Below are 19682 nucleotides of genomic sequence, written 5' to 3'. Positions count from 1 at the left end.
GATGGCGGTTCGGCCCATCGACGATGGATGGCCCGTCCCGCCGGGACTCGGTCTTTCCACGCCGTTCGTCAAGCCCGGAGGCGCGCGGAGCGTGTGTCTAGAAGTCGCCGCCCGGCACCTGACCGGGACGAACCGTCGAGCGACCGGTGGCGAGAAGATCACGGATCTCCTCGAGGAGCTTCTCCTCGCGCGGCACGTCCTTGGCTTCGGGCGGCTTGGCCTCTTCCTTGCGCTTCAGCCGGTTCATGCCCTTGACGACCATGAAGAGCACGAAGGCGACGATCACGAAGTTGATCGCGAGCGTCAGGAAGTTGCCGTAGGCGATGACCGCGCCCTGCTCGCGCGCCTGGGCGAGACTGGTGGCGGTGACGCTGGAGCTCAGCGCGATGAACTGGTTCGAGAAGTCGACGCCTCCTGTCACGAGGCCGACGATCGGCATGATGATGTCTGCGACGATCGAATTGACGAGGCCGGAGAACGCCGCCCCGATGATGATGCCGATCGCCAGATCGACCATGTTGCCCTTGAGGGCGAACTCGCGAAACTCCTTGAGCATGGCAGAACTCCCTCCGGCCGACTCACAACCTCGTGAGAGAAACGTACCGCAAGGTTTTGCGATGGCAACCTTTGCGCGAACTCAAGGCTCTTTCGAACCGCCGATGAAGTGAAGGACGATCTCTCGTCGATGCGGACGGGCCCGGTGTTCGAACAGGTAGACTCCCTGCCACGTCCCAAGAACCATCCGTCCACGTTCGACGGGGATCGCGATGCTCGTGTCGGTCAGCGCCGTCTTGATGTGCGCCGGCATGTCGTCCGGGCCCTCGAGGGTGTGAACGTACGGCGCGTCCTCGGGTGCCATGCGATCGAAGGCCGACAGGAGATCGGTCCGCACGTCGGGATCGGCATTCTCCTGGATCGTCAGCGAGGCGGAGGTGTGCCGGATGAACACGGTGACGAGTCCGTCGCCGGCCCCATGGGTGGAAAGCGCCGCCGTGATCTCGCGCGAAATATCGGTGAGCGACTGCCCTCGCGTCTGCACGCTCAGTCGATGAAGGAATTGCTGCGTGACCGGCTGCATGATCGTTCCGTCCTCGGCGTCCCGTGCCATATGGTCCGCGAAGCTGGAGCGGCGAGAGGACGAGCAAATGGTCAGCAGCGAGGTTCAGGAGCAGTTCGCGTCCAATGGCGACGAAGAGCTCCGTCGGCTGAACGCGGAGATCGCGGCGTTCCAGGCGAGCCGCCCCAGCTCATGGTCCTTCCCCATCGAGGTGGTGCGCGAAGCGCGGCGAAAGGGCCTCGGGGTCTTTCCAGGTCTGTCGCCGGATCCCGATGCGCGTGCCGTCGACCTTCCGGGCGAGGCTGGCCCCATGATTCCCGTCCGCATCCTCCACCCCGCCGACGGCAACGCCCGTGGCACGTACCTGCATTTCCACGGTGGGGGATGGGTCTTCGGCGAAGCGGTTGAGAACGATCCGCGACTTCGCCGTCTGGCCGACGCAACCGGGCTCTGCGTCGCCTCGGTGGACTATCGACTGGCGCCCGAGAACCCGTTCCCGGCCGGGCCGGACGACTGCGAGGCGGCGGCCCTTGCCCTGGTCGAGGGCCGGCTTGCCGACCTGCCGACGCAGTTCCTGGCGATCGGAGGCGAGTCGGCCGGTGCGCATCTTTCGGCCCTCACTCTTCTCCGGTTGAGGGACCGGCACCAGATGGCGCCATTCCATGCGGCCAACCTCGTGGCGGGCTGCTTCGATCTGTCGATGACGCCAAGCGTGCGAAACTTCGGCCTCGAGCGCCTGATCCTGAACACGGACGATATCGGTGAATTCGTGCGCCGGTTCGTGCCGAGCGAGGTCGATCCGCGCGGGGCCGACATCTCGCCGCTCTATGCCCGCCTCGAAGGCATGCCGCCGGCCTTGTTCAGCGTCGGCACCCGCGACCTTCTTCTCGACGATACGCTTTTCATGCATGCACGCTGGCTTGCAGCCGGCAATCGTGCGGACCTTCGGGTGCAGCCGGACGGATGCCACGTCTTCGAGACGTTCGCGAGCGAGGCCGGCACGCGCTCCGAACAGGCGATGGCCAGCTTCCTAAACCGCCAGATCGCGGAGGTTGCGGCATCGCGTCCGCGGGTTTCAGCTGGGGTTGCGCCCGATTGACGGCGGGTCGAGCGTCTGGCAGGCGGAAGGGATGGAACAGCGCGCCCTCATCTTCAAACTGTCGCCCCGCTCGGAATGGCTCGAAGCCGAGGCCGCCGGCCGATTTGTGGGGGCTCCCGTCGACGTCGAGGACGGATACATTCACTTCTCGACCGCCGAACAGGTGCGTGAAACGGCTGCAAAACACTTCGCCGGAGAGACCTCGCTGATCGTCGCGGCCGTCGACCCCGCCCGGCTTGGTGGGGACTTGAAGTGGGAGCCCTCGCGCGGCGGCGACCTGTTCCCTCACCTCTATGGCGAACTGCTGATGGATGCGGTCGTCTATGTCGCGGATCTGCCACTCGGGGCGGACGGCCGCCACGTGTTTCCGGGCAGCATGCGATGAGCGGGCTCTATGGGCTCGCCCGTCCCCTTCTCTTCAAACTTGATGCCGAGCGCGCCCACACGCTCTCCATCGAGGCGCTGAAGCGTGGACTCGTGCCCCGTCGGAACCGGCCGGTCGACCCGAGGCTTCGCACCGAGGTGGCCGGTCTGTCGTTCCCCAATCCACTCGGACTTGCGGCAGGATACGACAAGAACGCGGAGGTCGCCGATGCTGCGCTGCGGCTCGGCTTCGGCTTCGTCGAGGTTGGCACGGTGACGCCGCTCCCGCAGGAGGGCAATCCCAAACCCCGCGTGTTTCGTCTGCCGGAAGCCGGCGCCGTGATCAATCGGCTCGGCTTCAACAACCATGGTCATGCCGACGTGGCCGAGCGCCTCGAAGCCCGGTCCCGCAAGCCCGGCATCGTCGGCGTGAACATCGGCGCCAACAAGGACGCCGAGGATCGCATTGCCGACTATGTCGCGGGGATTCATCGCTTCGAAGCGCTGTCGAACTACCTGACGGTCAATATCTCCTCACCCAACACGCCCGGCCTTCGCCAGCTCCAGCAGGGATCGGACCTCGACCGGCTTCTGGAATACGTGATGGCGGCGCGCGATGGGGCGGCGGCGCTGGCGGCCACGAAGCGACGTCCGGTTTTCCTGAAGGTCGCGCCCGATCTCAGCGAGGACGAGGTCTGGGCGATCGCCGATACGGCGAAGCATCGCAAGGTCGAGGGCCTGATCGTTTCCAACACGACGCTTTCGCGGCACGGCGTCGAGGGTCGCGCGAATGCAGGGGAGGCGGGAGGACTGTCCGGCCGCCCGGTCTTCGGTCGATCGACCTATGTGCTGGCGCTGTTTCGCCGGGCGATGGGCCCGGATGTGCCGATCATCGGCGTCGGCGGCGTGGAGAACGCTTCGACCTTCCTGCGCAAGATGGAGGCGGGCGCCGATCTCGTCCAGCTCTACACGGCTTTGGTCTATGGCGGCCCGGACCTGCCGATCCGCATCCTGAACGACCTGTCCCGTCACCTCGACCGTACCGGCATCGACACGATCGCAAGCGTGCGCGACACACGCGTCGACGAAATCCTGTCGGGCGGCCCACCGGCTGGCTGGGAGACCGACCGGCCGTGATCGGCTGATCCCGGTGTCGCTGGCGATCGTCCATCACCCCGCCTTCGATGCGCAGTTCGATGCCGCGCATCGCTTCCCGATGTCGAAGTTCACCCGCCTCGCCCAGATCCTCGTGGAGGACGGCCTGGCGGATGGGGGGTTCTTCCAGCCCATCCCCGCTCCCGAACATTGGCTCGAGTTCGCACACGCTCCAGCCTATGTGGAGGCTGTCCTCACCCAGCGCGTCGACAAGGCGACGGAGAAGGCGATTGGCTTTGTGGTGGATGATCGTGTGGCAATGCGCTCCCGCTGTGCGACCGGCGGCACAGTCCTGGCCGCGCGCCTCGCCTTGGAGCGTGGGATTGCCTGCAACACGGCGGGGGGAAGCCATCATGCCGCGCGCGAGGGCGGCGCAGGTTTCTCGGTGTTCAACGACGTCGCAGTCGCGGCTTCGGTCATGCTCGCCGACGGCGAAGTGGGCCGTGTCCTCGTGTTCGACTGCGACGTGCACCAGGGAGATGGGACGGCACGGATTTTCGCCGACGATCGGAGGGTCTTCACCCTGTCGATCCACGGCGAGCGCAACTACCCGCATCCGAAAGCCGTGTCGGACCTTGATCTCGGCCTGCCGGACAAAACGGGCGACGAGGACTATCTGGCCGTCTTGCCTGAACTCCTTGCCACCGCCTTCGACAGGGCGCACCCGGACATCGTCTTCTACAACGCGGGCGTCGATCCGCACGTCGACGATCGATTGGGCAGGCTGTCGCTGACCGATACCGGCCTCGCCGAGCGGGATCGGCGGATCATCGGATTCTTCCGCGATCGCGACGTTCCGGTCGCGGGCGTCATCGGCGGCGGCTACTCGCGCGACATCGAGGCCCTTTCGCGCCGCCACTCGATCCTTCATCGCGTGGCGGCAGCGTTCGCCTGACCGTCAGCCCCGCCCGGTCTTCAGAAGGCGGGAGACTATGAACACCGGGACCACGACGGCTGCCCCCAACAGGACATAGTCGATGACGCGGTTGAGCGATCCGAAGACGCTGTACCAGGCCCATTGAACGAAATCCCGTCCCCAGTCGACGATCTCGTAGGGCCGAACGTCGAACCAAGACAGAAGAATGCCCACGAGCAGCGAGATCACCAGAAGCCGGACCAGCACCGACAGCGGCGACCCACCCAGAAACGTCGAGACCCGATCGGCCATGGCAGTCCTCTTTCTCCAGCGACCTGTCGCAGGTAGAGGGCAGATTGTGGCGATGCAAGCGGCCGCGCCGCCACAGGCATGAACGCGCGGCCTCAGCCGTCGATCATGGCCTGCAGGGTTTCCAGGCGATCGGCTTCGGCGGCCGGCTTGTCCCACCGCAGGCGTGACACGCGTGGGAAGCGCATCGCAACCCCAGACTTGTGCCGGGTCGAGCGCGCCAGGCCTTCGAAAGCCACCTCGATCACCAGACCATGGTCCGGCTCCGCGCGGACGGAGCGAACCGGTCCGAAGCGCTCGATCGTGTTGTCGCGGATATACTTGTCGAGCTGCTTCAACTCCTCGTCGGTGAAGCCGAAATAAGCCTTGCCGACGGGGACCAGTTCGGGCTGTTCCTCCGGGCCGGTCCAGACGCCGAACGTGTAGTCCGAGTAGAAGCTCGATCGCTTGCCGTGGCCGCGCTGGGCGTACATCAGCACGGCGTCGATCAGGTGGGGATCCTGTTTCCACTTGAACCACGGCCCTTTCGGACGTCCCGGCACATAGGCCGAGTCCCAGCGCTTCAGCATCAGGCCTTCGATGACGGGATGGGGCGGGTCGGCCCGCAGACGGGCAAGATCCTCGAAACCGTTGAAGGATACGAAGGGCGAGATGTCGAAACGGCTGGGCTCAAGTCCTTCCACGAACATGTCGAGCCGTTTGCGACGCTCCGAGAACGGCAACGTGCGCAGGTCCTCCGTTCCGTCCTGGAGGAGGTCATAGGTTCGCAGGAAGACCGGGTGTTTCTTCATGACCGCGGCGGATACCGTCTTCCGGTTCAGCCGCTGCTGAAGGTCTGAGAAGGTCCCGACCACTATATCGTCCCGCACGGCCCCCTGATGCGGATGTACTGCTGGACGCCCTCCCCCCTTGGCGGCCGGTCGCGCGACGAGGAGTTCGCCATCGAGGGATCCCTCGAAGGTCATGTAGTCGAGAAGGTCGGGAAAGGCGCCCGACACGTCGTCGCCCGTGCGCGAATAAAGGCGCTTCACGCCGCGTTCGACGGTCGCCTGGACGCGGATGCCGTCCCACTTCCATTCGGCCGCGTAGTCTTGCGGTGTGATGCGGCCGTAGTCCGGCTGTTCCAACGGCTGCGACAGCATCACGGGCCGGAAGGGAGACGCCGCAGCCGACACTGGCTTTTCGGCGCGCCCCTCCAGCCAGTCGAAGAGTTCGAGATAGGGCGGGCGCAGCCCGTGCCAGAGTTCCTCGATCTCGACGATATCCTTCCCACCGAAATCGGCGAGCGCCTGCTTTGCAAGGCGCGAGGACACGCCGATCCGCAGCGAGCCAGTCACGAGCTTGAGGAGCGCGTAGCGACCCGACGAATCCAACTTGTCCAGCCACGCCTCGACGAGGCGCGGACCTTCCCCGCGGGTCGCAGCGTCGAGTTCCGTGATGACCTGCTCGAGGGTGGGCGTGTCGTTCCGGCGTAGCATTTCACCGTCGTGCGGCGAGGGCCAGACCAGCGCGATCGTTTCCGCGAGATCGCCGACATAGTCGTAGGAGTAGCCGAAGAGTACCGGGTCCATGCGTTCTGTCATCAGATCCCGAAGCATGGCAGGCTTCACCGACCGGATGTCCAGTTCGCCCGTGATCGCGGCGAGGGCATAGCCGCGCTCCGGATCCGGGACCGATCGGAAATGGTCGACCATCAGCCGCAACTTGCCATTGCGCGAGGGCGTCAGAACAAGACGGTCCAGAAGATCGGCGAAACGCTGCAAGCGAGGAGACCGGGTGGTTGGCTTTCCCGCCTAGATAGGCCGACGGCGGAGCCGGACGAGGAGCGGCGGCGTCGCGACGACCATCATAGACCTATCCTTTCAGATCTGACGGCCGCCGGCTGAATACAGTCGTGCGCCGAAAGCACCTCGCAGATCCCGCCGCGCCAATGTCGCGCAAACCCTCTCCGAGGAGCCTACACCGCAGGATACCACCGGGATGGCGACCTCTCGCGGCGACTCCGCTCCCGTTCGCACCGACCGTCAGACACTGGCGGGCAGCGGACGAGCGATCGCCGCAAGCGCCGTCTTCTCCCGCAAAGCCAGATGATGACGCGCCGTGAAGACGGCATCGGCGTCGATACCGGGCTCGCGAACCAACCATTCCAGATAAACGGTCGGCACGTCGGCGAGCGAGGTGCCCTTGTATCGACCGAAGCGGAAGCGCGCGAGCAGCGCAGGCTCGGCGGATACCTTCTCCGCCCGAGCCAGGAAATCTGCCGCATCGGCGCAACGCGGCATGAGTTCCTGCGTGATCCGGCGCAACAACACCGCCGTGCACAGGGCATCGTAGAGAGCGCGATGGGGATGCGACCCCTCGAGCCGTTCGGACACATCGCCGAGATCGAGTGGCACGTATTTGACGAGCGATTGAAGACCGTGCGCGCGCACGCCGGGAAACGCTCGGAGTGCAAGCTTGTAGGTGCACAGCCAACGTCCTGGGAGGCGGAGCCGCGACCGATCGAACGAGGCGCGTTGCGCGGCGTAAATCGCCGCGCCTGCGAACGCGCCGCGCGCCGTGGCGAAATCGGGCGCCCCGACCAGCATCTCGTCGCTGATCCGATGGACGCGGCGAGCGCCCGGCGAGATGGACACTCCGCCGGGATCCGCCAGCGTCTCGCGCGGATCGAAAATCTCACCCGACACCAGATCGAGATCCACGGATCCGATCTCGATCACCGCATCCTCCTCCAGTCGATGGCCTGCGGTCTCGACGTCGATCACGCGGACAACGAACGGCTGGGATGCCGCGAAAAGATCGGGCGTCTCGGCAACGGCGGGAAAAACTGGCGTCATCACCGACATATCGGTTTCGGCACCGCTTTGCGCCAGTGCGACGCGCGATCGCGCCGCGCCGATGACGACCACCCGCACCATCGCCCAGACGTCGCCCCTTGGCGTGAATGAAACGGCAAGCTACAGATCGTTTTACGTTTACGTCAAAGATGGGATTGAAGAGATGGCGTTACCTCCGGTTCTGCAAGGTCGGCTCCGGCTTCCTCTCATCGGAGCCCCGCTCTTCATCATCTCCCATCCGGCGCTCGTCATCGCGCAGGCCCGCGCCGGCATCGTCGGTGCCTTTCCCGCTCTGAACGCGCGCCCGGCCGAGCAACTGGACGATTGGCTCACCGAGATCGCGGAAGCACTCGATAAGCCGACGGCGGACGGGCGCCGCCCTGCCCCGTTCGCGGTCAACCAGATCGTTCATCGTTCCAACAAGCGCTTGGAGACGGACTTGGCGGTCTGCGTCCGGCACAAGGTTCCGATCGTGATCACCTCATTGGGAGCCGTCGAGGAGGTGAACCAAGCGGTTCATTCCTATGGCGGCATCGTCCTTCACGACGTCATCAACGACCGCTTCGCCCATAAGGCCATGGAGAAGGGGGCGGACGGCCTGATCGCCGTCGCGGCGGGCGCAGGCGGACACGCCGGCACTCTCTCCCCTTTTGCACTTCTCGCCGAAATCCGGCGCTGGTTCGACGGACCGCTGTTTCTCTCAGGCGCGATCGCAACCGGTGCCGGCGTGCTCGCCGCTGAGGCCGCGGGTGCGGATGGCGCCTATATCGGGTCCGCCTTCATCGCGACGGAGGAAGCGCGAGCGGACGAGCGCTACAAGGCAGCCATCGTTTCAGGCCGAGCGCGGGATATCGTCTACTCCAACCTGTTCACCGGCATCCACGGCAACTATCTGCGCGCATCCATCGAAGCGGCCGGGCTCGACCCCGACCAGCTTCCCGAAAGCGACCCGTCAAAAATGGATTTCGGCGCCGACAAAAGCACAAAGGCCTGGCGAGACATCTGGGGCGCAGGTCAAGGCATCGGATCGGTGGACGCCGTCACCCCCGTCAGCGCACTTATCGACCGGCTGGCGGGTGAATACGCCGACGCACGCCGGCGCTTGTCTCTCCGGTAATCTCCGCGCCAGTTTCGACCAAAAAGCGCTTGAATCCCGCCCGCAATGGCGCTATCAGAGCGCCATCCGCCGGGCAGCAAGCCTAGGCCGGGCCGCTTTAGCTCAGTCGGTAGAGCACATCATTCGTAATGATGGGGTCAGGTGTTCGAATCACCTAAGCGGCACCATTGTTTTTCGGACTTTGTCATAAACGGTTGCGTTCAGGGGTGGCCGTTGCGTCCAAAGCGTCTGTTCCCCGTAGTTCCGCGACCGAGGCAATCGTCGACCTGAGTCGGCTTCTTTCACGTGCATCGTTCTGAGGTGAAGACCGGATTCTTGACTACTGCGGTCGGAACGATGTTGGGCTGTATCGGATGTCGTCGGACATTGCGCCCTATGCGACGCATCCGGACATGCCGCAGTTTCATTCGATGGTGCGCGAGAGCGAGGCCGAGCTTGCGGCCGTCGGGGCGAAGGCGAAGGCGCTTGGCATCCGCCTGTCGTTTCACCCCTCGCAGTTCATTGTTTTGAACAGCCCGGACGCAGGCTTGGTGTTGCGGAGCGTCTGGGACCTTTCGAGCCAGGCGGAGATGCTGGACCTGATGGGTCTGGGTCCGGAGGCAGTTCTGGTGATCCATGTGGGCGGTGTGTACGGCGACGTCCTGGCGAGCCGCGAGCGGTGGGCCCGCACGTGGGAGACGCTTCCCGAGCCGGTTCGGCGCCGGCTGGTTCTGGAGCACGATGACCTCCGGTTCTCGGCGGCGGACACGCTGTGGCTTCACGCCCGGACGGGAGTACGCCTTGTGTTTGACCACCAGCATTTCTGGTGCCTGAACCCGGACGGTTTGGATCTGCGGGAGACGGTGTCGCGGATGCTTTCGACGTGGCCGGCTGGCGAGGTCGCCAAGATCCACTATTCGTCGCCGCGCACGGAGTTGCGCGAGCAGCGGGTGGTGGATCGGGCGACGGGGCGCAAGGTCTTGCGGCCTGTTGCGCCGGTGATGACGGGCCATGCGGATTTCATCAACCCGTTCGAGTTCGTGATGTTTCTGGAGCGGGTGGCGGGTCTCGACTTCGATGTGATGCTGGAGGCGAAGGCGAAGGACCTGGCGCTGTTCCGGCTGCGCGAGGACCTGCGGCGCTATGGCGGGGCCCTGGCGGCGCGCTTCGGCCTCTCAGCGGCTGGGCGGGGTGCCGATCGCGCGGCGAGCGGTGAGGCCGGTGCCGATCGCGCGGCGGCCGACGCAGGTGCGACCGACGCGACCGACGCGGGTGCCTGAACGCCAGAACGCCCGCCTCGGGGTGACCGGGGCGGGCGTTGAAGGGCATGAAGAGAGGGAGGATGCGATTGGCAGACCTGGCAGCGACCGACTTTCCCGCGTCTTAAGACGAAGTATCATGGGCGCTGAGGCGTTTCACGGCCGAGTTCGGAATGGGATCGGGTGCGGCCGCCCCGCTAGAACCACCAGGTCGGCCAATCGCATCAGTCTGGAAGCTGGATTTCGAAGAGAATGAGCTCATGATCTATGCCACCTGGAGCGACAATTCCTATCGGAATTGCGCCGGTATGGCGCCTCGCGACAATCGCTTTGGCGATTGCGCGGGGATGATCATGGGCGAATGAGAACGATCAAGCCGATCGGGCGATTAGTACCGGTCAGCTTCACGCGTTACCGCGCTTCCACATCCGGCCTATCAACGTGGTCGTCTTCCACGGCCCTGATAGGGAATACTCGTTTCCAGGTGGGTTTCCCGCTTAGATGCCTTCAGCGGTTATCCCGTCCATACATAGCTACCCTGCACTGCGGCTGGCGCCACAACAGGTCCACCAGAGGTATGTCCATCCCGGTCCTCTCGTACTAGGGACAGATCCTGTCAATATTCCTGCACCCACGGCAGATAGGGACCGAACTGTCTCACGACGTTCTGAACCCAGCTCACGTACCGCTTTAATTGGCGAACAGCCAAACCCTTGGGACCTGCTCCAGCCCCAGGATGCGATGAGCCGACATCGAGGTGCCAAACAACCCCGTCGATATGGACTCTTGGGGGTCATCAGCCTGTTATCCCCGGCGTACCTTTTATCCGTTGAGCGATGGCCCTTCCACGCGGGACCACCGGATCACTATGACCGACTTTCGTCTCTGCTCGACTTGTCTGTCTCGCAGTCAGGCGGGCTTATGCCATTGCACTCGACGACCGATTTCCGACCGGTCTGAGCCCACCATCGCGCGCCTCCGTTACTCTTTGGGAGGCGACCGCCCCAGTCAAACTACCCACCATACACTGTCCCGGACCCGGATGACGGGCCGCGGTTAGACATCCATGACGATAAGGGTGGTATTTCAAGGATGGCTCCACGCGAGCTGGCGCCCACGCTTCAAAGCCTACCACCTATCCTACACATGCCGACACGAATGCCAGTGTAAAGCTATAGTAAAGGTGCACGGGGTCTTTCCGTCTGACCGCAGGAACCCCGCATCTTCACGGGGAATTCAATTTCACTGAGTCTGCGTTGGAGACAGCGGGGAAGTCGTTACGCCATTCGTGCAGGTCGGAACTTACCCGACAAGGAATTTCGCTACCTTAGGACCGTTATAGTTACGGCCGCCGTTTACTGGGGCTTCGATTCAGAGCTTGCACCCCTCCTCTTAACCTTCCAGCACCGGGCAGGCGTCAGACCCTATACGTCGTCTTGCGACTTCGCAGAGCCCTGTGTTTTTGATAAACAGTCGCTACCCCCTGGTCTGTGCCACCACCACAAGCTTGCGCCCGTGGAGGTCACGCTTCTTCCGAAGTTACGCGTGCAATTTGCCGAGTTCCTTCAACGCAGTTCTCTCAAGCGCCTTGGTATGCTCTACCAGTCCACCTGTGTCGGTTTCGGGTACGGTCTATACGGTGGGGCTATTTCCTGGGACCCCTTCGCAGCCGACCCAATCCAATAAGGGTCGACAACACACGGGATCCGTCACTCACCACCAGGCCCACGACTATTAACGTGGTTCCCATCGACTACGCCTTTCGGCCTCGCCTTAGGGGCCGGCTCACCCTGCTCAGATTAACTTTAAGCAGGAACCCTTGGACTTTCGGCGAGGGTGTCTCTCACACCCTTTATCGTTACTCATGTCAGCATTCGCACTTCCCATACCTCCAGAGGTCCTCACGGATCCTCCTTCAACGGCCTAGGGAACGCTCCGCTACCGCTTACGCCAGAGGCGTAAACCCGAAGCTTCGGTGTATGGCTTGAGCCCCGTTACATTTTCGGCGCAAGAACCCTTAAATCTAGACCAGTGAGCTGTTACGCTTTCTTTAAATGATGGCTGCTTCTAAGCCAACATCCTGGTTGTTTTGGGATTCTCACATCCTTTCCCACTTAGCCATAACTTGGGGACCTTAGCTGTCGGTCAGGGTTGTTTCCCTCTTCACGACGGACGTTAGCACCCGCCGTGTGTCTGCCGACTAGTACTTCCAGGTATTCGGAGTTTGATTGGGTTTGGTAAGACGGTGAGTCCCCCTAGCCCATTCAGTGCTCTACCCCCTGGAGTATTCGGTCGACGCTCTACCTAAATAGATTTCGCGGAGAACCAGCTATTTCCGAGTTTGATTGGCCTTTCACCCCTAGCCACAAGTCATCCCAATCTATTGCAACAGATGCGGGTTCGGTCCTCCAGTGCGTGTTACCGCACCTTCAACCTGCTCATGGCTAGATCACTCGGTTTCGGGTCTAATCCGACGAACTGAACGCCCTGTTCAGACTCGCTTTCGCTGCGCCTACACCTATCGGCTTAAGCTCGCTCGCCAGACTAAGTCGCTGACCCATTATACAAAAGGTACGCAGTCACCCAGGACAAACCTTGGGCTCCTACTGTTTGTAGGCATCCGGTTTCAGGTTCTCTTTCACTCCCCTTGTCGGGGTGCTTTTCACCTTTCCCTCACGGTACTGGTTCACTATCGGTCATGCACGAGTACTTAGGCTTGGAGGGTGGTCCCCCCAATTTCAGACAGGATTTCACGTGTCCCGCCCTACTCATGGACCATCTCAGACATTGCGCCTACGGGACTATCACCCACTCTTGTCAGGCTTTCCAACCTGTTCGGCTTCTTCTCAAGATGGTCACTGGCCTGGTCCGCGTTCGCTCGCCACTACTAACGGAGTCTCGGTTGATGTCCTTTCCTTCGGGTACTTAGATGTTTCAGTTCCCCGAGTTCGCTTCTAACCCCTATGTATTCGAAGGTTAGATACCTCGCTGTTGAACCTTGGTCACCGCAACACCACCGGACAGCTCATCGCCATCCAGTGCCGTTCCGATCTGACCAAGGCTCGGAGGTGGGTTGCCCCATTCGGAAATCCACGGATCAAAGCTTATTCGCAGCTCCCCATGGCTTATCGCAGCGTATCACGTCCTTCATCGCCTGTGCATGCCAAGGCATTCACCAGATGCCCTTAAGACACTTGATCGTTCTCATCGCCCATGATCATCAGTTCTCAGCTCCGCTCACGCCGATCGCCTATCGAGGCGATCGTCTGCGCGGGGCGCGCCGCACGAGCGGCGACGGCCGGTCGGCCTTGCGAACCCTCATCGGGTTCGGGGCGTCTCGTTCGTCATCGTCGGCTTTGCTGCTGAGAAGAGAGAGATGCTCATGTGCGCTTCATTCTCTTCGAGCCATGCAAACACCGGCCCGCGTGCAACGGGGATCGGCGTCCTGCAGCATGGCTCATGCCAATCCCACCCCGGCTAGAGGCGGAACTGGCGAAAGACCAGCTTCCAGAGACGAACCCCAAGGGCGGCGGTCAGGCACACCCATCCAACAGAAGCCCTCGTTTGACCCGGTCGGGCGATGAACCCTTCCAGCGAGGAACCTCGGACCAGTCCACCCGTGCGTTGCCGCCAGGTGACCCGTCAGGATCCGTCTTCTCTTCACATGTTCAAGAACGGGCGACACAACCAAAGCCGTGCCGCAAACTTTGCTTTCTTCCGAATGGTGGAGCTTGTCGGGTTCGAACCGACGACCCCCTGCTTGCAAAGCAGGTGCTCTCCCAGCTGAGCTAAAGCCCCTATTCGAGGACCAAACCGCAACCCTGGGAGGGACCCCCGGGTCCACCACGCCCCTTCCTCACGAAGAAGCATGGTGGGCCCGGGTAGATTCGAACTACCGACCTCACCCTTATCAGGGGTGCGCTCTAACCAACTGAGCTACGGGCCCGAACTCTCGTCCGTCATCGGCACCGCATCGCTCTATCAGCGCTGCGGCCACCACCACCATTCGAGGAAGAAAGAGAAACATGGGCGGCGATGCCGGCCATCACCCCAATCCCACAACCGAAGCTGCTTGGACAGGGCCTAGTCTATGTCGACAACAGCCTGACTGGCCGTCGTCTTGTTCTAAAACAGACCGATACGGTGGTCCCGGGCGCCGATCCGAGGATCGGGGGCCAAGAGGCCGTCAAAGGTCCATCCTTAGAAAGGAGGTGATCCAGCCGCAGGTTCCCCTACGGCTACCTTGTTACGACTTCACCCCAGTCGCTGACCCTACCGTGGTCGCCTGCCTCCCTCGCGGGTTAGCGCAACGCCTTCGGGTAGAACCAACTCCCATGGTGTGACGGGCGGTGTGTACAAGGCCCGGGAACGTATTCACCGTGGCATGCTGATCCACGATTACTAGCGATTCCAACTTCATGCACTCGAGTTGCAGAGTGCAATCCGAACTGAGACGGCTTTTGGGGATTAGCTCACCATCGCTGGCTGGCTGCCCACTGTCACCGCCATTGTAGCACGTGTGTAGCCCAGCCCGTAAGGGCCATGAGGACTTGACGTCATCCCCACCTTCCTCCGGCTTATCACCGGCAGTCCCCCTAGAGTGCCCAACCAAATGCTGGCAACTAGGGGCGAGGGTTGCGCTCGTTGCGGGACTTAACCCAACATCTCACGACACGAGCTGACGACAGCCATGCAGCACCTGTGTCCACGTCCCGAAGGAATGACCCCATCTCTGAGGACGTCGTGGCATGTCAAGGGCTGGTAAGGTTCTGCGCGTTGCTTCGAATTAAACCACATGCTCCACCGCTTGTGCGGGCCCCCGTCAATTCCTTTGAGTTTTAATCTTGCGACCGTACTCCCCAGGCGGGAAGCTTAATGCGTTGGCTGCGCCACCGAAAGGTAAACCCCCCGACGGCTAGCTTCCATCGTTTACGGCGTGGACTACCAGGGTATCTAATCCTGTTTGCTCCCCACGCTTTCGCACCTCAGCGTCAGTATCGGACCAGTGAGCCGCCTTCGCCACTGGTGTTCCTGCGAATATCTACGAATTTCACCTCTACACTCGCAATTCCACTCACCTCTTCCGAACTCAAGACACCCAGTATCAAAGGCCGTTCCGGGGTTGAGCCCCGGGATTTCACCCCTGACTTAAATGTCCGCCTACGTGCGCTTTACGCCCAGTAATTCCGAACAACGCTAGCCCCCTTCGTATTACCGCGGCTGCTGGCACGAAGTTAGCCGGGGCTTCTTCTCCGGGTACCGTCATTATCGTCCCCGGTGAAAGAGCTTTACAACCCTAGGGCCTTCATCACTCACGCGGCATGGCTGGATCAGGCTTGCGCCCATTGTCCAATATTCCCCACTGCTGCCTCCCGTAGGAGTTTGGGCCGTGTCTCAGTCCCAATGTGGCTGATCATCCTCTTAGACCAGCTACCGATCGTCGCCTTGGTAGGCCTTTACCCCACCAACTAGCTAATCGGACGCGGGCTCATCCTGAACCGATAAATCTTTGCCCCTCAGGGCACATGCGGTATTAATTCCAGTTTCCCGGAGCTATCCCGCAGTTCAGGGTAGATTCCCACGCGTTACTCACCCGTCTGCCACTCCCCTTGCGGGGCGTTCGACTTGCATGTGTTAAGCCTGCCGCCAGCGTTCGTTCTGAGCCAGGATCAAACTCTCAGGTTTGATAAGAGTTATCCCGACTTCAAGTCACTGTCTCAAAGCATCAACGAGAGTTTGTACCGGACAACACAAACCAGCCAGCCAGGCTCACGCCCAACCAGCCAGCAAACATGCCGTCCGCTCTCATCTCAACGAAACGTGTCTATCGTCGGTTCAGCTCTCGGACATAACCCAGGGCGAAAAGGATATCGCCCCAAGCCGTCCTCGGCCAACACCGCCGTCCACGTCTCTCTTTCTTCCGTTCTCTCTTCAATTCTCAAAGAACCCGGCAAACCACAACAGTCCGCCGCTCGGGTGACCAACCTGGCCAGCCACCCTTCAAGCATGCCAGAAGCAAACTCGAAAAAACTCGTCCGACACTCACAAGAGGCGCAAAACCGAGCCAGCCAGCCATCCCCTCCCAGAAATCCCGGAAGAACACAACCGCCAACCCAACTTCCCGGCAAACCAACCAGACCGCCTCAGCCGTCCAACCCGTCCGCCCCGGCGCCACCGCCGTCGTCGATGAGCGGCTTATAGGGGGCACACGCCGCGGCGGTCAATACAAAAAATTCGACCATTCGGGAAAAAGTGCAAATCCGAAGCCCGAACAACAGCTTGCACCGTCGCCAGACCGTCAGACAGTCGTCACGGGGGGCGTCTTGGGATCCGAGATCGGTTGGTTGCGGCTGCGGTCCTACCTGTATCCGTATCCCCTCTTCTCTCCCCTCCCCACAAAACACTTTTGTCGCCGCCCTTCTGCCTTGACGCTTCGTCTCATTCGCTGTCTGCTGTCTGACAACTTTGCCACGTCGGGGGATATATGGCAATTGAGGGGCTGGCACGGATGCCGTCCGCGAACCGGACGAAAGATGCGATCCAGATCGTCGCGGATCACATCTCGAAAACCGGACTGAAGCCGTCCGATCGACTTCCGACCGAGCACGAGTTGATGGGCGCCCTTGGCATCGGTCGGTCCACCGTTCGCGAGGTCATGCGGCATTTCCAGGCACTGGGCGTCGTCGAGACGCGGCGAGGCAGCGGCTCATTTCTACGCCGGAGCATTTCGGCCGCGACGGTTCATCTCCCCTTGTCCTTCGATCCCGGCCCGGTCCGTGACGGGCTCCTGCGGACGCTCGACGTTCGGCGCGGGCTGGAGGTAGAGGCCAGCATGCTGGCAGCAAACCGGGCGGAGCGCGCCGATATCGAGCGCATGCGGGAAACGCTGGAGGAGATGGAGCGCGTTCATCTGGAGAAGGGCACTGCAGGCCGCGAAGACCTCGCCTTTCATCTTTCCATCTACGACGCCACGCACAACCCCCTTTTCGGCCAGCTTCTCGAACAGATGCGGGAGGCGTTCGAGCTGTTCTTCGAGAAGCCGTTCGACCGACCGGACTTCGCGCGCCGATCCTTTCCGTACCACCGCGAACTTTTCGACGCGATCGCCGGGCGCGATCCCGCCAAAGCGCGCGAGAAGACCCTGAACATCCTCGCCATCGTCGAGGAAGACATCAAGGACATGTCCCAATGACCGACGGGATGGACTGGCTGGACCATGCGTCCGGCATCGTGGCTCACGATGCGCCCAACGCCTACGCGGCGGTGGTGCCGCCGATCGTGCAGACCTCGCTCTTCACCTTCGAGTCCTATGCCGAGATGGAAGCGGTCTATCGCGGTCTGAAGCAACGCCCAGCTTATTCCCGCGGGCTCAATCCGACGACGCGGATCTTCGAGGAGAAGGTGGCGGAACTTGAAGGGACGGAGGACGCTCTCTCGTTTGCGAGCGGCATGGCCGCGATCTCGTCCACCGTCTTGACCTTCGTATCGCCAGGCGAGCGGATTCTTGCGGTCCGCAACGTCTATCCCGACGCCTATCGCCTGTTCGAGACCTTCGCCAAGCGAATGGGGGTCCAGGTCGACTATATCGACGGGCTCGACGAGGTGGCGGTCGAGAAGGCGCTGCCGGGGGCGAAGCTCTTTTACATGGAAAGCCCGACCAGTTGGACGATGGAGGCGCATGACGTCGGTACTCTCGCCCGGCTCGCACGCGATGCCGGTGTCATGACGGTGATCGACAACTCCTGGGCGTCGCCGGTCTTCCAGAACCCGATCGCGCTCGGCGTCGATCTCGTCCTCCATTCGGCCTCGAAATATCTCGGCGGACATAGCGATGTCGTGGCCGGCGTCGTGGCTGGCCCTGCCGCATTGATCAACCGGATCCGATCGGAGACTCACCCCTATCTCGGCGGCAAGCTCTCGCCGTTCGAGGGATGGCTGCTGATCCGCGGATTGCGGACTCTTCCGATCCGCATGAAGGCGCACGAAGCGTCGGGGCTCGCAGTGGCAAGGCGCCTGCGGGCGCATCAGGCCGTCGAGAGTGTGGCGCATCCCGGCCTCGCCAATGCGCTGCCCCAGGGTCTGCGCGGTACGTCGGGCCTCTTCTCCTTCGTCTTCAGGGAAGGCATCGACATCGCGCGCTTTGCCGACGCGCTTTCGACCTTCTCGCTCGGCGTCAGCTGGGGCGGGCACGAGAGCCTCGTCGTGCCCGGCGCGATCGTTCGGGCTCAGGCCGCGCAGCCGAATTCCGCGGTCGCCTTCGGCATTCATCCGCGCTCCGTCCGCCTGCATGTCGGGCTCGAAGGCACGGAACGTCTCTGGAACGACATCGAGGCGGCCATCGACGCCGCGACGCTTTGAACCCCGACGACAACCAAGGAGGAATGGCATGATCAGGACGCTTCTCACCGCCACCATGCTGGCCGGCCTCTGCGCCAGCCCCGGACTGGCCCAGACCCTGAAGTTGACTGAGGTGATCACGAGCCCCGAGCGCACCGCGACGCTGCGCGAGATCGTCAAGGGCTTCGAGGCCGCCAACCCGGGTGTCACCGTCGAGATCACCTCGCTGCCCTGGGGAGAGGCGTTCGAGAAATTCGCGACCACCGTGTCGGCCGGCGAGACGCCCGACGTCGTCGAGATGCCCGACACCTGGCTTGCGCTCTATGCGAAGAACGGCGCGCTCGAGAACCTCGAGCCGTACCTGAAGAACTGGCAGTACACGGGCGGTCTCAACGACCGAGCCCTCCAGTTTGGCCGCGCCGTCGACAACACCGCCTACATGCTGCCCTACGGCTTCTACCTGCGGGCCATGTTCTACAACAAGGATGTCTTCAAGGCGGCGGGCGTCGAGGCGCCACCGAAGACGCTGGACGAGTTCACGGCTGCCGCGGAGAAGATCAAGGCCGCCGGCAAGTCGGCCTATTGCCTGCGCGGCGGTCCCGGCGGACTGAACGGCTGGGTGATGTTCGGCGCGACGGCCAATGGCGACAATACGTTCTTCAAGGAGGACGGGACGTCGACCTTCTCCGAGCCGGGCTGGGTCAAGGGACTGACCTACGTGGTCGACATGTACAAGAACGGCTATGCGCCGAAGGACTCCATCAACTGGGGCTTCAACGAGATCGTGGCGGGCTTCTATTCCGGCACTTGCGCCATGCTCGACCAGGACCCGGATGCGCTGATTGCCATCGACGAACACCTGAAGCCCGAGCAGTACGGCGTCGCGCCGATGCCGAAGGGGCCCGCCGGCAAGGCCTTCCCGACCATCGGCTATGCCGGCTGGTCGATGTTCGCCGCGAGCGAGAACAAGGACCTCGCCTGGAAGCTGATTGAGGCGCTGGAAGGCCCCGAGGGCAACCTCGCCTGGAACAAGCGGACGGGTGCCTTGCCCGTCCACAAATCGGCCGAGCAGGATCCCTTCTATGCGCAGGACAAGTTCAAGGGCTGGTTCGATGAACTGTCCGATCCGAGCGTCGTGCCAACCGTCATGCCGACCGATCTCGAGGAGTTCGCCTTCTTCAAGGACTCGCTGGTGATCAAGACCAGCCAGGAGGCGCTCCTCGGCTCGATCTCGCCGGAGGACCTGGCCAAGCAGTGGGCCGAGTACCTGACGGCCGCCAAGAAGAAGCAGATGGGCAACTGACAGGCCTGACG

At 62.5% G+C, this 19682-nt stretch carries 14 protein-coding genes, 3 tRNA genes and 3 rRNA genes; 10 read left to right on the top strand and 10 right to left on the bottom strand.

Annotated elements, in window-relative coordinates; all coding sequences use genetic code 11:
* Window positions 1-97: 97 nt before the first annotated feature.
* Window positions 98-556, bottom strand: a complete 459-nt coding sequence (gene mscL / locus ACLNGM_RS12840) for a large conductance mechanosensitive channel protein MscL (protein WP_090964156.1) — start codon at window positions 554-556, stop codon at window positions 98-100.
* A gap of 81 nt (window positions 557-637) precedes the next feature.
* Complete coding sequence (locus ACLNGM_RS12835) at window positions 638-1078, bottom strand: secondary thiamine-phosphate synthase enzyme YjbQ (protein ID WP_090964209.1); 441 nt, start codon at window positions 1076-1078, stop codon at window positions 638-640.
* 67 nt (window positions 1079-1145) lie between these two features.
* Between ACLNGM_RS12835 and ACLNGM_RS12830 the strand changes: the two genes are divergently transcribed.
* From ACLNGM_RS12830 to ACLNGM_RS12815, 4 genes are read left to right on the top strand one after another with little or no spacing between them, the layout of a single operon-like run.
* Window positions 1146-2156: an alpha/beta hydrolase gene (locus ACLNGM_RS12830; protein ID WP_416355209.1), complete on the top strand. Its 1011-nt coding sequence runs from the start codon at window positions 1146-1148 to the stop codon at window positions 2154-2156.
* A 31-nt stretch (window positions 2157-2187) separates the two neighbouring features.
* Complete coding sequence (locus tag ACLNGM_RS12825) at window positions 2188-2541, top strand: DUF952 domain-containing protein (protein ID WP_090964159.1); 354 nt, start codon at window positions 2188-2190, stop codon at window positions 2539-2541.
* Window positions 2538-3656: a quinone-dependent dihydroorotate dehydrogenase gene (locus ACLNGM_RS12820; RefSeq protein WP_416355208.1), complete on the top strand. Its 1119-nt coding sequence runs from the start codon at window positions 2538-2540 to the stop codon at window positions 3654-3656. Before ACLNGM_RS12825 ends, ACLNGM_RS12820 begins: the two co-directional genes overlap by 4 nt.
* Window positions 3657-3669: 13 nt before the next feature.
* Complete coding sequence (locus ACLNGM_RS12815) at window positions 3670-4569, top strand: histone deacetylase (RefSeq protein WP_416355207.1); 900 nt, start codon at window positions 3670-3672, stop codon at window positions 4567-4569.
* A 3-nt stretch (window positions 4570-4572) separates the two neighbouring features.
* Here ACLNGM_RS12815 and ACLNGM_RS12810 read toward each other — a convergent pair whose 3' ends face one another.
* From ACLNGM_RS12810 to ACLNGM_RS12800, 3 genes are all read right to left on the bottom strand, one after another.
* Complete coding sequence (locus tag ACLNGM_RS12810) at window positions 4573-4842, bottom strand: DUF6460 domain-containing protein (RefSeq protein ID WP_416355206.1); 270 nt, start codon at window positions 4840-4842, stop codon at window positions 4573-4575.
* A gap of 92 nt (window positions 4843-4934) precedes the next feature.
* Window positions 4935-6602 carry a cisplatin damage response ATP-dependent DNA ligase gene (locus ACLNGM_RS12805; protein ID WP_416355205.1) on the bottom strand — a complete coding sequence of 556 codons (1668 nt, stop codon included), beginning with the start codon at window positions 6600-6602 and terminating at the stop codon, window positions 4935-4937.
* A 261-nt stretch (window positions 6603-6863) separates the two neighbouring features.
* Window positions 6864-7757 carry a putative quorum-sensing-regulated virulence factor gene (locus tag ACLNGM_RS12800; protein WP_416355204.1) on the bottom strand — a complete coding sequence of 298 codons (894 nt, stop codon included), beginning with the start codon at window positions 7755-7757 and terminating at the stop codon, window positions 6864-6866.
* 82 nt (window positions 7758-7839) lie between these two features.
* Between ACLNGM_RS12800 and ACLNGM_RS12795 the strand changes: the two genes are divergently transcribed.
* From ACLNGM_RS12795 to uvsE, 3 genes are all read left to right on the top strand, one after another.
* On the top strand, window positions 7840-8793 hold the full coding sequence (locus ACLNGM_RS12795) for an NAD(P)H-dependent flavin oxidoreductase (protein ID WP_416358443.1): 954 nt from the start codon (window positions 7840-7842) through the stop codon (window positions 8791-8793).
* A gap of 91 nt (window positions 8794-8884) precedes the next feature.
* A tRNA-Thr gene (locus tag ACLNGM_RS12790) sits at window positions 8885-8960 on the top strand.
* Window positions 8961-9146: 186 nt separating this feature from the next.
* Window positions 9147-10052 (top strand): UV DNA damage repair endonuclease UvsE, encoded by a 906-nt coding sequence (uvsE, locus tag ACLNGM_RS12785; RefSeq protein ID WP_416355203.1) that lies wholly within the window; start codon window positions 9147-9149, stop codon window positions 10050-10052.
* Between the two features lie 75 nt (window positions 10053-10127).
* Here the strand turns inward: uvsE and rrf are convergent.
* The 5 genes from rrf to ACLNGM_RS12760 all read right to left on the bottom strand — a co-directional run bounded on the left by rrf (window position 10128) and on the right by ACLNGM_RS12760 (window position 15716).
* Window positions 10128-10242: ribosomal RNA gene (gene rrf / locus ACLNGM_RS12780) — 5S ribosomal RNA — on the bottom strand.
* Between the two features lie 156 nt (window positions 10243-10398).
* Window positions 10399-13231, bottom strand: a 23S ribosomal RNA gene (locus ACLNGM_RS12775).
* A 522-nt stretch (window positions 13232-13753) separates the two neighbouring features.
* Window positions 13754-13829, bottom strand: a tRNA-Ala gene (locus ACLNGM_RS12770).
* Window positions 13830-13900: 71 nt separating this feature from the next.
* Window positions 13901-13977, bottom strand: a tRNA-Ile gene (locus ACLNGM_RS12765).
* A 258-nt stretch (window positions 13978-14235) separates the two neighbouring features.
* Window positions 14236-15716, bottom strand: a 16S ribosomal RNA gene (locus ACLNGM_RS12760).
* The 16S, 23S and 5S rRNA genes sit together here with 2 tRNA genes alongside, the layout of an rRNA operon.
* A gap of 823 nt (window positions 15717-16539) precedes the next feature.
* Here ACLNGM_RS12760 and ACLNGM_RS12755 point away from each other — a divergent pair.
* Genes ACLNGM_RS12755 through ACLNGM_RS12745 form a run of 3 tightly spaced genes read left to right on the top strand, consistent with a single transcriptional unit; the run spans window position 16540 to window position 19671 of the window.
* Window positions 16540-17223: a FadR/GntR family transcriptional regulator gene (locus tag ACLNGM_RS12755; RefSeq protein WP_416355202.1), complete on the top strand. Its 684-nt coding sequence runs from the start codon at window positions 16540-16542 to the stop codon at window positions 17221-17223.
* On the top strand, window positions 17220-18389 hold the full coding sequence (locus ACLNGM_RS12750; protein ID WP_416355201.1) for a PLP-dependent transferase: 1170 nt from the start codon (window positions 17220-17222) through the stop codon (window positions 18387-18389). Before ACLNGM_RS12755 ends, ACLNGM_RS12750 begins: the two co-directional genes overlap by 4 nt.
* 31 nt (window positions 18390-18420) lie before the next feature.
* A complete protein-coding gene (locus ACLNGM_RS12745; RefSeq protein WP_416358442.1) occupies window positions 18421-19671 on the top strand; it encodes an ABC transporter substrate-binding protein in 1251 nt (416 codons plus the stop codon).
* Window positions 19672-19682 lie beyond the last annotated feature (11 nt).

The sequence above is a fragment of the Aureimonas phyllosphaerae genome, from assembly GCF_047943035.1.
Taxonomy (GTDB): Bacteria; Pseudomonadota; Alphaproteobacteria; order Rhizobiales; family Rhizobiaceae; genus Aureimonas; species Aureimonas phyllosphaerae.
Note: the sequence above shows the minus strand (reverse complement) of the source record. Positions and strands in the feature narration are given on the sequence as shown.